Source organism: Thermus thalpophilus, assembly GCF_022760915.1.
GTDB lineage: Bacteria > Deinococcota > Deinococci > Deinococcales > Thermaceae > Thermus > Thermus thalpophilus.
Map to the genome: position 1 here is coordinate 1 of NZ_JAKTNS010000047.1, position 12,569 is coordinate 12,569.

Annotated in this window: 14 protein-coding genes; 10 read left to right on the plus strand and 4 right to left on the minus strand. The window is 66.9% G+C overall.

The annotated features are described in order from the left end of the window. Positions 1–530 precede the first annotated feature (530 nt). Positions 531–1,739, plus strand: coding sequence for an MFS transporter (locus L0D17_RS11935; RefSeq protein ID WP_243095514.1), 1,209 nt, complete (start codon positions 531–533; stop codon positions 1,737–1,739). 60 nt (positions 1,740–1,799) lie between these two features. Here L0D17_RS11935 and L0D17_RS11940 read toward each other — a convergent pair whose 3' ends face one another. Further along, a complete protein-coding gene (locus tag L0D17_RS11940; RefSeq protein ID WP_243095515.1) occupies positions 1,800–2,879 on the minus strand; it encodes an IS256 family transposase in 1,080 nt (359 codons plus the stop codon). 135 nt (positions 2,880–3,014) lie between these two features. On the opposite strand from L0D17_RS11940, the gene L0D17_RS11945 reads away from it, so the two are divergent. Genes L0D17_RS11945 through L0D17_RS11960 form a run of 4 tightly spaced genes read left to right on the plus strand, consistent with a single transcriptional unit; the run spans position 3,015 to position 5,594 of the window. Then, positions 3,015–3,686: a response regulator transcription factor gene (locus L0D17_RS11945; RefSeq protein ID WP_243095516.1), complete on the plus strand. Its 672-nt coding sequence runs from the start codon at positions 3,015–3,017 to the stop codon at positions 3,684–3,686. Further along, complete coding sequence (locus L0D17_RS11950) at positions 3,683–4,573, plus strand: ATP-binding protein (RefSeq protein WP_243095517.1); 891 nt, start codon at positions 3,683–3,685, stop codon at positions 4,571–4,573. Before L0D17_RS11945 ends, L0D17_RS11950 begins: the two co-directional genes overlap by 4 nt. A 15-nt stretch (positions 4,574–4,588) precedes the next feature. Continuing rightward, positions 4,589–5,251: a phosphate signaling complex protein PhoU gene (gene phoU / locus L0D17_RS11955; protein WP_243095518.1), complete on the plus strand. Its 663-nt coding sequence runs from the start codon at positions 4,589–4,591 to the stop codon at positions 5,249–5,251. Position 5,252: 1 nt separating this feature from the next. Beyond that, a complete protein-coding gene (locus L0D17_RS11960) occupies positions 5,253–5,594 on the plus strand; it encodes an iron chaperone (RefSeq protein ID WP_243095519.1) in 342 nt (113 codons plus the stop codon). On the opposite strand, the gene prfB is transcribed toward L0D17_RS11960, so the two are convergent. Then, a protein-coding gene (prfB, locus tag L0D17_RS11965; protein WP_243095520.1) for a peptide chain release factor 2 occupies positions 5,591–6,689 on the minus strand; the annotation gives its coding sequence in 2 pieces (ribosomal slippage) (positions 5,591–6,637 and positions 6,639–6,689; 1,098 coding nt in all). The genes L0D17_RS11960 and prfB overlap by 4 nt on opposite strands. Before the next feature lie 78 nt (positions 6,690–6,767). Here prfB and L0D17_RS11970 point away from each other — a divergent pair. Next, a complete protein-coding gene (locus L0D17_RS11970; RefSeq protein ID WP_243095521.1) occupies positions 6,768–7,214 on the plus strand; it encodes a hypothetical protein in 447 nt (148 codons plus the stop codon). On the opposite strand, the gene murA is transcribed toward L0D17_RS11970, so the two are convergent. After that, positions 7,211–8,503 carry a UDP-N-acetylglucosamine 1-carboxyvinyltransferase gene (gene murA / locus L0D17_RS11975; protein WP_243095526.1) on the minus strand — a complete coding sequence of 431 codons (1,293 nt, stop codon included), beginning with the start codon at positions 8,501–8,503 and terminating at the stop codon, positions 7,211–7,213. The genes L0D17_RS11970 and murA overlap by 4 nt on opposite strands. A gap of 88 nt (positions 8,504–8,591) precedes the next feature. On the opposite strand from murA, the gene L0D17_RS11980 reads away from it, so the two are divergent. From L0D17_RS11980 to meaB, 4 genes are read left to right on the plus strand one after another with little or no spacing between them, the layout of a single operon-like run. Next, positions 8,592–8,813: a hypothetical protein gene (locus L0D17_RS11980; RefSeq protein ID WP_039459667.1), complete on the plus strand. Its 222-nt coding sequence runs from the start codon at positions 8,592–8,594 to the stop codon at positions 8,811–8,813. Position 8,814: 1 nt separating this feature from the next. Then, on the plus strand, positions 8,815–10,632 hold the full coding sequence (locus L0D17_RS11985; RefSeq protein ID WP_243095522.1) for a protein kinase domain-containing protein: 1,818 nt from the start codon (positions 8,815–8,817) through the stop codon (positions 10,630–10,632). Between the two features lie 4 nt (positions 10,633–10,636). Beyond that, the gene (locus L0D17_RS11990) at positions 10,637–11,011 is read left to right on the plus strand and encodes a RidA family protein (RefSeq protein ID WP_243095523.1); all 375 of its coding nucleotides are present in this window, start codon (positions 10,637–10,639) and stop codon (positions 11,009–11,011) included. 32 nt (positions 11,012–11,043) lie between these two features. Continuing rightward, complete coding sequence (gene meaB / locus L0D17_RS11995; protein ID WP_243095524.1) at positions 11,044–11,988, plus strand: methylmalonyl Co-A mutase-associated GTPase MeaB; 945 nt, start codon at positions 11,044–11,046, stop codon at positions 11,986–11,988. Here the strand turns inward: meaB and L0D17_RS12000 are convergent. Continuing rightward, positions 11,985–12,437: an NUDIX hydrolase gene (locus L0D17_RS12000; RefSeq protein WP_243095525.1), complete on the minus strand. Its 453-nt coding sequence runs from the start codon at positions 12,435–12,437 to the stop codon at positions 11,985–11,987. The genes meaB and L0D17_RS12000 overlap by 4 nt on opposite strands. Between the last annotated feature and the right edge of the window lie 132 nt (positions 12,438–12,569).

The window sequence follows — 12,569 nt, forward strand, 5'->3', positions numbered from 1 at the left end:
GGCTGCGCCCGCAAGGGGAGATTTACCACGAAACGGAGATGTGGGTAAAGTCCTGTACAGGGGATTGACAAGGAATCCAGACTAGGGTATAATTGGGACGAGTGATAAAATGAATACTTCGGTCAGGGGTGTTGAGGTTAAAGAGGTCGATAAGTTGGCGGTAACGGGACTCCCATGCTTTGTGTACCATGACCCTTATCACGAGCGCTTTGTCAACTATATCCGCCTACTATTGGCCCAGAACCTGTCTGTTCTGGCCCGTTTGCATCCGGGGTGGGACTATCCTGCGGAGGAGGACATCCTCCGGAAGGAAATTGACCGCTCCCTCTGGTTGTGGGACTGGAAGGAGACAGTCCGGGTCGTTTCCCGTCATCGCATTGCTGCCGCCGAGCAAGTGTTGGTCTAGGGTAGCCCCACCGCATCCTCTACACTTTTACACTCTCATCCTGATGGGGTACCATGCTTCCCCAACACGGGGTCCCGCGAGAGCGCTTCATGCGTGAAGCCCTCACCACGCGACGGGGTTAGGGGTGGGCCTTCTCACCTGGGAACGCTCCTTCTTGCGTTTTTTCCTCAGTAGGACCCTGTCCCGCCTCGGCGAAAATGTGTTCTCCGTTGCCGTTCCGTGGCTGGTGTTTCAGCTTACGGGCAGCGCCCTACAACTCGGGCTGGCCTTTGCCCTCCAAGTTGTCCCTTCGCTGCTCATCGCTCCCTTTGCTGGCGTTTACGTGGACGTCGCTTCCAGAAGAAGAGTGATGCTCGTTTCGGAGGCTTTCCGGGCGCTGCTCGGTCTGGCCGCGGCTAGCCTCTTCCTCCTGGGCAGCTTGCAGGCGTGGTACCTGTATCTCGCCGTGGTGGCCCATGGGGTCACCACCATTTTTCTCACCGTGGCAGCCGGGGCTGTTGTTCCGGCCCTCGTGGACCGGGCTGACCTGACGCGGGCCAACGCGCTGCTCGGGCTGAACCGCAACGTGTGCGAAATCTTGGGCAGGGTTATGGCGGGCCTGCTCCTTGCCTGGGTGGGCCCGGCGTACACCTTCCTGGCTAACGCCGCCTTGTCCGCGGCCTCTGCGGTGCTGTTGCTGGCGCTCCGCGGCGTGGAAGGGGAATCCCCGGTGGTGCGGGGCAGGCGGCCCAGGGTGCTCCAGGATTTCGCGCGTGGGCTGGGTATCCTGCGCCGCCACGGCGCGGCGGTGCTTGCCATGGCGGATATGGTGGTGGTCAACGTCGGCATTCCGGTCCTGGCCATCGCCCTTCCCATCCTTTCGGAAGAGGTCCTGCGCCAGGGTGCCGCCGGGTATGGGCTCCTTACCGGAGCGATGGCGCTCGGGGCCATCGTTGCCACCCTCATAGCCCCTCTGCTGGTCAGACGTGGGGACGAGCTCCGGTTGTCTGGGCTTGCCACGGTCCTCTTCGGCCTCCTGGTTATGTCCCTGGGCTTCGTGAGGGCGCTGGGGTGGGGGCTGATGGTGATGGTGCTTATCGGTCTTATGGTTGACTTGGTTTCCGTCTACACGGCCAGCGTCATGCAGCGGACCCTTCCTTCGGATGTCCTGGGCCGGGCCTTGGCCACCCAGTCCACGGCCCTACGGATTGTCCCCACGATCGTGTTGTTGAGCGCCGGTTTCCTTCTCCAAACGTTCGGCGTGCACACGTTTTTGATCGTGGGGGGTTCCGTGACCACCCTCAGTGCAGCGCTCTTGCTCCGGCTCAGGGTGCGGTGGTGTCCAAGGGGGTAGCCGGTGAGGTGGGGTTTCCCATCCGGGTGGGGAGGGCAAGGAGGAGGTAAAAGGGTCGTGTCAAGAGTTATGTGTAAGCGTCTGTGTACGGGGGGCATACCGCTCCTGAAGCATCCTCTCCAACACCTCCCGCGCCTCGGCAAACCCCTTGAGCTTTCGCTCCGCCCACCTCCCCTCCAGATGCTCCCCCTCCAAGTACAAAAGCTTGAACACCGCCTCAGGCCGAGGAAACCTGTGGTCCCGCACCTTCGCCCCTCGCCTCACTTCACGGATAAACCGCTCCATCAGATTGGTGCTCCGCAAATACGGCCAAAGCGCCCGCGGGTAATCGTAAAAGCGCAACAGGGCCCCCGAGTCCTCCCACCAAGCCGCCACCAAAGCGGGGTACTTGCCCCCCCAAACCTCCCTCAACCGCTCCAATGCCCCTAAAGCCTCCCTCCGGCTTTCCGCCATGTAAACCCCTATCCCCGGTAGGCCATCGGTGATGAAAAGCAAAACCCGCCGCAGACCCCTCTCCCATAGCTCCCGCAAAACCCCCTCCCAGGCCGAGGCGTTCTCCGTGGGCAAAAGCCAGAAGCCCAGCACCCGCCTCGCCCCCTCCGGCGTCACCCCTAAAGCCACGTACACCGCCTCCCGCTCCACCCCAAGCCCTTCCCTGAGCACCTTCAGGAAAAACCCATCCAGGTACACCAAGGCCATCTCCTCCGGCAAGGGCCTCCCACGGAAGGCCTCTGCCTTCTCCAGCACCTCGTCCGTGCGGTGGCCCAGGAGGAGGCGCATCCCCTCCGCCGCCTTGCGCTGGGTGACCCCGGCGGCGTACAGGGCCACGGCCACCTCCCCCACGTCCACCTGGCGGCGGGCGTAGGGGGTGAGGAAGCTGGGGTAGTACTGCCCTTCCCGATCCCGGGGGATGGCCAGTTCCACCTGGCCGAAGGGGGTCTCCCGCTTGCGGGGGTAGTGGCCGTTCTTGCGCCCGCCCTTTTGGCGGAGGAAGGCGTCCCGGTCCGCCTCCAGGAGAAGCTGGAGCACCTCGGTCACCGTTTCCCTCACCGCTTCCCGTGGCAGGGCTTGCAGGGTAGACTGGTCCATGGGGTACCTCCTCTCTAGCTTCTGTACCCCCCCTTTTTTACACAAACCCATACACATAATTCCTTACACGACCGAAGGCCGCGCTTGCCCATGGCGCTAGGATGTATACCGTAGACGAAGTTTGCAAGGTCAAGCCCTTTGCTGGGCTTGACCTTGCTCTGACAAAGGGGAGGCTAGACTGAAGGCGTGGCCACGGTGCTCCTGGTGGAGGACGAGCCGGCGGTGCGGCTTGGGGTTCGCCTCGCCTTGGAGCGGGCCGGGCACCGGGTCCTCGAGGCGGAAAGCGCCCAGGGGGCTTGGCCCCTCCTCAAGGAGGCGGAGGCGGTGATCCTAGACTGGATGCTCCCCGACGAACCCGGGATCAAGCTCCTAGAAAGGATGCGGCAGGGCCCTTTCCCCGAGCTTCCCGTCCTCCTCCTCACCGCCCGGGCCGAGGTGCGGGACCGGGTGGAGGGCCTGAGCCGGGGGGCGGACGATTATCTGGCCAAACCCTTCGCCACGGAGGAGCTTCTGGCCCGCCTCGAGGCCCTGTTGCGCCGGGCGGGAAAGCGCAAGCTCCTCAGGCGGGGCCCCCTCCTCCTGGACCTGGAGCGCATGGAGGCGAGCCTGGGGGGCAGGCCCCTCCCCCTCACCCGGCGGGAGTTCGCCCTCTTGGCCTTCTTGGCCCAGCGCCCGGGCCGGGTCTACACCCGGGAGGAGCTCCTGGAGGCGGTCTGGGGCCAAGACTACCTCGGCACCCCCAGGACCGTGGACCAGCACGTGCTGCAACTCCGGGAAAAGCTCGGGGAAGACCCCAAGGCGCCCCGCTTTTTGGAAACGGTGCGGGGCATAGGCTACCGCTTCCGGGAGGCGGGGTGAAGGAGCTTCTGGCCGCCTGGGAGGAGGCCCTGGAGGGGCTGGTCCTCCACCGCAACCGGGAGGTGGTCTACCTGAACCCCAAGGCGGAGGAGCTCCTGGAGGTGAGCCGGGACAAGGTGGTGGGCCGTCCCCTCCTCCTGGCCCTGCGGGACCACCGCCTCGAGGCCCTGGCCCTCCACGGGGGGGAAAGAACCTTAGAGGTGCGGGGCCGCCTCCTTCGGGCCAAGGCCCTTCCGGGGAGGCTCTACCTCCTGGACGAAACCGAGGTGAGGCGGCGGCTAGAGGCCTTGGAGGAGGCCACCCTCACCCTGGCCCACGAGCTCAGGACCCCCCTGGCGGGGATGGGCCCCCTCCTGGAGGCCCTGACCCCCAGGACCCGGCAGGAAAAAGAGGTCCTGGACCTCCTCAAAGGGGAGGTGGCCCGCTTGGGCCGCCTGGCGCAAAGCCTTTCCTTCACCCAGCCCGGCCCCAAGCGAACCTTTCCCCTGGAGGAGCTCTGGCCCCGCCTGGAAAGGCTCCTTCACGAAAGGCTTCGGGGAAGGCGGGTGGAGGTCCACCTCCCCCACACCGTCCACACCGACCCCGACGCCCTCTTCCAGATCCTCCTGAACCTTCTGGAGAATGCCCTCAAGTACGGCCAAGACCCCATCCACCTCTGCGCGCGGGTGGAAGACGGCCACCTCCACCTGGAGGTGCGGGACCAAGGCCCTCCCTTACCCGACTACGAGACCCTCTTCCTCCCCGGGCGCCGGGGGTTCCAGGGGGGCTTGGGGCAGGGGCTTGGCCTTTACCTGGTGCGCCGTCTGGCTCGAGGCCTGGGAGGCGAGGCCTACGCCAAGCGGGAAGGGGCGGAGAACGTTTTCGGCATCCGCCTTCCCCTAGACTAAAGCAAGGAGGAACCCATGCGGGAAGCCCTTGACCGAGCGCTCAACCAGCTATTGGAAGAAACCCTAAGGATGCTCTCCCTGGTGCGGGAGATGACCCAGGAGGCCACGGAGGCCCTCGTCCAGCAAGACGCCGCCCGGGCCCAGGAGGTCATCGCCAAGGACAAGGAGGTGGACGCCCTGGAGCTTAAGATTGAAAACCAGGCCATCGCCGTCATCGCCCGCCACCAGCCCGTGGCCACGGACCTTCGGCTCATCTTCACCGTCATCAAGGCCCTCACCGATCTGGAGCGGGCGGGGGACTACGCCATGCACGTGGCGGAAGACACCCTCCTCCTGAGCAAGGAACCCCCCTTGAAGCGCTACGTGACCCTGCCGGAGATGGGCCGGCGCCTTCTGGAGATGACGGACACCCTAGGGAGGAGCGTGGCCGAGCGGGACGCCGCCCTCGCCCGTAAGGTCCTGGAACTGGACGACCAGGTGGACGGCCTCTACGAGGAGGTGACCCGGGAGCTCATCACCTACATGATGGAGGACCCCAGGACCATCACCAAGGCCCTCACCCTGATGCGGGTGGCCCGCAGCTACGAGCGGCTCGGGGACCACCTGGAAAACGTGGCGGAGCGGGTCATCTACTGGCTTACCGGGGAGGTTTACAAGGCCCCGGAGGACGTCTACTAGCATGGCCCGCCCCCAAGACCCCGAGGCGGTGTTGGCGGCCATAGAAGGCTGGCCCGAACCCGACCGCTCCTTGGCCCTCCGCCTCCACTCCCTGGTTCAGGAAGCGGCCCCCGCTCTTACTTTGCGGCTTTGGTACGGCATGCCCGCCTACGCCCTAAAGGGCAAGGTCCTCTGCTTCTTCCAGCCCGCCCACCGCTTCAAGACCCGCTACGCCACCTTGGGCTTCACCGACCAGGCCCGGTTGGACCAGGGAAGGATGTGGCCCGTGGCTTTTGCCCTAAAAGATCTAGGCCCGGAGGAGGAGGCCCAGATCCAAGCCCTCCTGCGCCGGGCCGTGGGCTAGTCCGCCTCCACCTCTTCCGCCGCCTGGCGGCGGCCCGCCTTCCACTCCAGCCCCGCCCAGATGAAGTCCATGAGGTCCCCGTCCAGGACGTTTTGCGGGTCAAAGCGCATGAGCCCCGTGCGGTGGTCCTTCACGTACTGCTTGTCCAAGACGTAGCTGCGGATCTGGCTTCCCCACTCAATGGGCCGCACCTCGCCCTTGAGCTTCCTCAGCTCCTCCTGCTTCTTTTTCCACTCCAGCTCAAAAAGCCGGGAGCGGAGGACCTTTAGGGCCAGCTCCTTGTTCTTGATCTGGCTCCGGGTGGTCTGGCAGGTGACGGTGATCCCCGTGGGCAGGTGGACGATGCGCACCGCGGAGTCCGTGGTGTTCACCCCCTGCCCCCCGTGGCCTTGGGAGCGGAAGACGTCAATGCGCAGATCCTCTGGGCGGATCACCACCTCCACACTCTCGTCCACCTCCGGCATCACCTCCACCCCGGCGAAGGAGGTGTGGCGGCGGCCCGAGGCGTCAAAGGGGGAAGGCCGCACCAGGCGGTGCACCCCCGCCTCGGGGGAAAGGAGGCCGTAGGCGTTTTCCCCCTTCACCAGGATCTGGGCGTAGTCAATCCCCGCCTCCGCCCCCGGCGTGAGGTCCACCACCTCCACCTGGAAGCCTTGGCGCTCGGCGAAGCGGGTGTACATGCGGAAAAGCATCTCCGCCCAGTCACAGGCCTCCGTGCCCCCCGCCCCGGGTTGGATGGTGACGATGGCGTTTTTCTCGGCGTGGGGGAAGCTGAGGAGGGTTTCGTGGTAGAGGTCGTCCAGCTTCTTGGCCGCCTCCTCCAGCTCGGGCCTCAAGGCCTCCCGCTCCTCGGCGGGAAGCTCCTCCCAAAGCTCAAGGAGGCCCTGGAGGTCTCCCTCTAGGGAGCGGAAGGTGTCCACCACCCGCCTGAGGCGGGCCGCCTCCTGGCTCACCCGCCTTGCCTCCTCCAGGTTTTGCCAGAGAGTGGGGTCCTCGAGGCGCCGGTTTAGCTCCTGCAGCCGGGCTTCCTTTCCGGGGATGTCAAAGATACCCCCGGAGGCTCTCTAAGCGTTTGGCGAGAAGGTCCAAGTCCATACCGCCTTCAGTATAGCGCAAAACCTAGCCTTGATAACATCATGCGCAAGATTTATTATAGCTCTAGGAGGTGATGGTATGGACCTCAAAGACCTGGCCCAAGCCCTGCGCCAAGGCCACCCCGAAGGGCTTCCCGGGGAGCGGGACGCCTTGGTGACCCTTCTGGTCCAGCGGGGCTACCCCCACCCCGAGGCGGTGCGCCTGGCCCAAGCCCTCGAGGCCCAGGGCTACGCCCACTTCCTCCCCGGGGCCAAAAGCCGCTGGTTCTTCACGGAAAGGCCTGTGGACCTCCAGGCCCTGATGCGGGCCCTGGACCAGGAGTACCGGGAGTTCGTGGGCGAGGGGGACGAGGAGGAAGAAGCCCTCACCTTCCTCACCGGCAGGCTGGAGGGGGACCGGGCGGTGGCCAAGGAGGTGCTGGAAGCCCTCCGCCTCGCAGGCTACGTGGAGGCTGCCTATAGCCCCGAGCTGGAGCGGAACCGGCTTTTCTTCCGCTTCCCCGAGACCTTGGGGCTATTGGGCTAGTCCGCCGCCTGGGCCAAAGCCACCTCCGCCACGCCCACCCGGGCCCCCAGGGCCTTCAGGCGCTCCTCCAGGTCCTCGTACCCCCGTTCCAGGAAGTAGACCCCCTCAATCTCGGAAACCCCCTCGGCGCTCAAGGCCGCCACCACCAAGGCGCCGCCGGCGCGGATGTCCAAGGCCTTCACCTGGGCCCCGTGGAGGCGTCGGCCCTGGACCAAAAGCGTCCGGTCCCGCAGGTAAAGCTCCGCTCCCATGCGGGCCAGCTCCCCCACGTGGGTGAAGCGGTCGGGGTAGACGCGGTCGCTCACGGCGCTTTGCCCGGGCACCGTGGCCAAATAGGCGGTCACGATGGGCTGGAGGTCCGTGGGGAAGCCGGGGTACTCCCGGGCCTCCACAAAAAGGGGAAGGGGGTCCTTGGTGGCGGTGAAGTGGATCCAGTCAGGCCCCACCTCCAAGCGGTGCCCCGCCTGGCGGAGCTTGTCCAAAAGGGCGTCCAGGTGGTCGGGGCGCACCTCGCGCAGGGTGATGGCCCCCCGGGTGGCCGCCGCCGCCAGGAGGTAGGTGCCCGCCTCAATGCGGTCGGGGATGATGCGGTAACGCCCTCCCCCCAGGCGGCTTGCCCCCCGGATGTGCACAATGGCACTTCCCAGGCCCCTCACCTCCACCCCCAGCATGGAGAGAAAACGCCCGAGGTCCTCCACCTCCGGCTCCATGGCCGCTTGGACCAAGGTGGCCTCGCCGCCCAAGGCCACGGCCAGCATGGCCTGTTCCGTCCCCCCCACGGTGGGCAGGTCAAAGACCACCCGCCCGGAAAGGGGGCGGACGCGCCGGGCGTAGAAGGTCCCTTCCTCCTCCACCACCTCGGCCCCCAAGGCCCGGAGGGCCTTCACGTGCTGGTCCACAGGGCGGGCGCCGAAGGCGCACCCCCCGGGCAGGGAGATGCGCCCCTCCCCCACCCGGGCCAAAAGGGCCCCCCAAACGATGAAGCTGGCCCGCATCTGCCCCACCAGCTCGTAGGGGGCGTGGGTGTTGCGGATCTCGGGGGTGTGGAGGTGGAGGGTGCGCCCTTCCCACTGGTAATGGGTCCCCAGGTGGGCCAGGAGCTCCAGCATCACCTCCACGTCCCGAAGCCGCGGCACCTCCACCAAGGTGATGGGCTCCGGGGTGAGGAGGCTTGCCGCCAGGATAGGCAAGGCGGCGTTCTTGGCCGGGTAGACGCGAAGCTCGCCGGACAGGGGAGAGCCCCCTTCAATCCGCAGGATCTTGCTCCGCCCCGAGTCCGTGAGCATCATACTCACCTTACTCACCGTGAGGATATACAGGAAGGTGCGCATTGTCAAGGCCATGCGGTTTTTGCTACACTACCCGCCAAGGAGCGGTATGCCCAAGAAGGAGAAAAAGCGGCTGCAGGTGGTCATCTCCGAGGAGCAGGACGCCCTCCTCACCCGGGCGGCCTACGCCCTCTCCAGCCCCGAGCGGCTGGTGTCCAAGTCGGAGGTGGTGCGCCTAGCGATCGCCAAAATTGTCCAGGAACTGGAAGAGGGCAAGGAGGAGCTGGCCGAGCTCTTGAAGCGCTTGGAGCCCGAGGAAGAAACCCCCTAAAATGACCCGGATGCTCCTGGCCGGGCGGTACCGCCTCGAGGCCCCCCTGGGCTCCGGGGGCATGGCCGAGGTGTGGCAAGCGGTGGACGAGCGCCTGGGGCGGAAAGTGGCGGTGAAGCTCCTCCACCCCAGGGCCCTGCCCCCTGAGCGGGAGCGGTTCCTTTTGGAGGTCCGGGCCCTTTCCCGCCTCTTCCATCCCGGCATCGTCCAGGTCCTGGACCTGGGGGAGGAGGAGGGGCGGCCCTATTTCGTCATGGAGCTGGTGGAGGGGGGCACCTTTGACCGCCTGGGCCCGTTTGAGGAGGGACCGGAAGGGGACAGGATCCTCCTGGCGGCAGCCCAGGTCATGGAAGCCTTGGCCCACCTCCACGCCCAAGGCATCCTTCACCGGGACCTGACCCCCAAGAACATCCTCCTCACCAAGGAAGGCCACCCCAAGGTGATGGACTTCGGCCTGGCCTACCTGCTCCAGGAAAGCCGCCACCTGACCCGCACGGGCTACACCCTGGGCACCCCCACCTACATGGCCCCGGAGCAAGCCAAGGGTCTCCCCCTCACCCCCAAAGCCGACCTCTACAGCCTGGGAGCGGTCCTCTACCGCACCCTCACCGGCCGCCCTCCCTTTGAGGGGGAAAACGACCAAGCGGTCCTCTACCAGCATGTGTACGAGGAGCCAAGGCCCCCGGAAGCCCTGAACCCCGCCATCCCCAAGGGAGTGGGGCAGGCGGTGCTGGGGCTTCTGGCCAAGCACCCCGAGGAGCGCCCCGCCCACCCCGACCTCTTCTATAGCGCCCTAAGGGAGTTCCAGGCCCTGCGCCTTTCCACCCCCCGGGCGGGGGCGGGCCGCTCTGGCCACTACCCCCTGGCCCCGGACCCCAGACGGCTTGCCCTCAAGGGCAAGGTGGACCTGGGGGGGGAGGCGGCCTGGCCCGGGGAGATGGTCTACGCCGGGGGGCGGGTGTACCTGGGGGTGGGCCGGGGTTGGGTGGAGGTGGACCTCCTTAGCGGGGAGGTGCGCCGGGAGGCCCTGCCCGAGGAGGCCACCGCCCCCCCGGTGGTGCGGGGCGGGGTGTATGTGGGAAGCTTTGACGGCAAGGTGCGGCGCTTCCGCGGCCGCCACCTGGAGTGGAGCGTGGAAACCGGGGCGGAGGTCACCGCCGCCCCCTTGGTCTTGGGAGAGCGGGTCTACGTGGCGAGCCGCGACGGCACCCTGTACGCCTTCCACAAGGACGCTCCCCTCTTCCGCTTCCGGGCCGGGGGGCACCTCTCCGCAAGCCCCACCTTTTACCGGGGGCTCCTCTTCGTGGGCTCGGAGGACGGGTGGCTCTACGCCCTGGATCCGGAAACGGGGGTCCTTCGCTACAAGGTGCGCACCGGGCCCATCCACGCCCCCGTGGCCGCGGGGCGGGGGCTGCTTTTCATCCCCACCTGGGAAGGGGAGGTCTACGCCTTTGACCCCTTGAGCCGGGAAACCCTTTGGAACGCCGCGGTGGAGGGCGAGATATGGGGCGGGCTTGCCCTGGACGGGGAGCGGGTCTATGTGGCCGCATGGGATGGGGTCCTTCGGGCCCTGGACGCCGCCACGGGGGAGGAGGTGTGGAGCCTGGAGGTGGGCAAGGTAACGGCGGGGCTCTCCTACGCCTCGGGGCACGTTTTCGCCGCCACGGAGGAGGGCCGCTTCCTGGCGGTGGACCGACGGGGCCAGGTGGTCTTTGAGGCCACGGGCCTGGGGGCGGTGCAGGTGCCCCCCTTGCCCCTGCCGGGAGAGGTGCTGGTGGCGAGCCTTTCGGGCAAACTCTACCGCTTCGCCGTAGGATAGGGGCATGGAAGCTGTTCAGACCGAAAAAGCCCCCCAGGCCATCGGCCCCTACAGCCAAGCGGTGCGGGCCGGAGGGCTCGTCTTCGTTTCCGGCCAGATCCCCCTGACCCCGGAGGGCGCCTTGGTGGAGGGGGACATCCGCCAGCAGGCCGAGCGGGTGATGGAAAACCTCAAGGCCATCCTCGAGGCGGCGGGCTCCGGGCTGGACCGGGTAGTGCAGACCACCTGCTTCTTGGCGGACATGGAGGACTTTCCCGGCTTCAATGAGGTCTACGCCCGCTACTTCTCCCCTCCCTACCCCGCCCGGGCCACGGTGGCGGTCAAGGCCCTGCCCCGAGGGGTGCGGGTGGAGGTGGCCTGCGTGGCCCTGGCGGAATGATACGCTCCTGCAAAAAAGCGTAGAATAGCCCTATGGCGCAGGAAGCCCACCTGGAGGAGCTGGAAAGCCGCTTTCGGGCGGGGGACGTGCGGGCTTTGGCCCGGGCCCTCACCTTGGTGGAAGCCGGCCACCCCCTGGGCCAGGCTCTCCTCAAGCGGGTGCGGGGCCAAGGAAGGGCCAAGGTGGTGGGCATCACCGGAAGCCCAGGGGCGGGGAAGAGTACCCTCACGGACCGCCTCATCCTCGAGGCCCGCAAGCAGGGCGAAAGGGTGGGGGTACTGGCGGTGGACCCCAGTAGCCCCTTCACCGGGGGGGCCATATTGGGCGACCGGATCCGCATGATGCGCCACCACCAAGACCCCGGGGTCTACATCCGCTCCCTGGCTTCCCGGGGCGCCCTAGGAGGGCTTGCTGGAGCCACGGTGGCGGCCTTGGCCCTCCTGGAAGCCTTCGGCTTTGACCGCATCTTCGTGGAAACCGTGGGGGTGGGCCAAAGCGAGGTGGATATCGCCCGGGTGGCGGACACCACCCTCCTTGTCCTCACCCCCGCGGCGGGGGACGCGGTGCAGGCCTTCAAGGCGGGGGTTATGGAGATCGCCGACCTCTTCGCCGTGAACAAGTTTGACCTGCCAGGCGGGGAGCGCCTCATCCAGGAGCTGAAAAGCGCCCTGGAGCTCTCGCCCCCCAGGCCTGGGGGTTGGCGCCCCCCCATCTACCCCACGGTGGCGGCCACAGGGGAGGGGGTAGAGGCGCTTTTTGAGGGGCTGGAAGCCCACCACCGCCACCTCGAGGCCCACGGCCTCCTGGAGGGCCACCGCCTGGAGCGGGCCCGGTTTGAGGTGGAAAGCGTCATCCAGGAATGGGGCCGCCGCCGCACCCAACAGGCCGGGGAACTGGTCCGGCGCGTGGCCCAAGGCGAGCTCTCCCCAGAGGAAGCCGCTTTCACCCTGCTCAACCCCAGCGCCCAGCCCGCTTAACCCCGCCTGTACCGCATAAGGGCCTTGCGGAGCATGTCCCGCTCGTTGGGGTAGGAAAGCCGGTTTAAGGCCTCAGCCACCGGCAAGAAGTAGGCCGCCTCCACCTCGGAAAGCTGGGGTCTGGGCTCCCCGCCCCGGTAGGCCATGAGGAAGTAGTGCACCTCCTTGCTCACCGTCACCGGGACCTCCCCGTCCTTCACCGTGAAGTAGTAGCGCACCTTGCCCACGGGAGAGAGTACCGCCGCCTCTACCCCGGTCTCCTCCCGCACCTCCCGCACGGCGGTCTCAGGGTAACGCTCTCCCGGCTCCACCTGGCCTTTGGGCAAGGTGACCACCCTCCCCCCTTTCAGGGACACCACCAGGACCTCGGGCGGGTCCCCACGGAGGACCACCCCCCCGGCGGAAACCACCCGCTTCCTGGCTGCCCGCACCTGACGCTTCCTGCGCAAGACTCCGCTCCTCGGCAATAAAAAAGGGCGCCCGAAGGCGCCCCCAAGGATCCAAAAGGGGAGAGCGGAGGCCTCAAGCTCCTTAGAAAGGAGGTGATCCAGCCGCACCTTCCGGTACAGCTACCTTGTTAC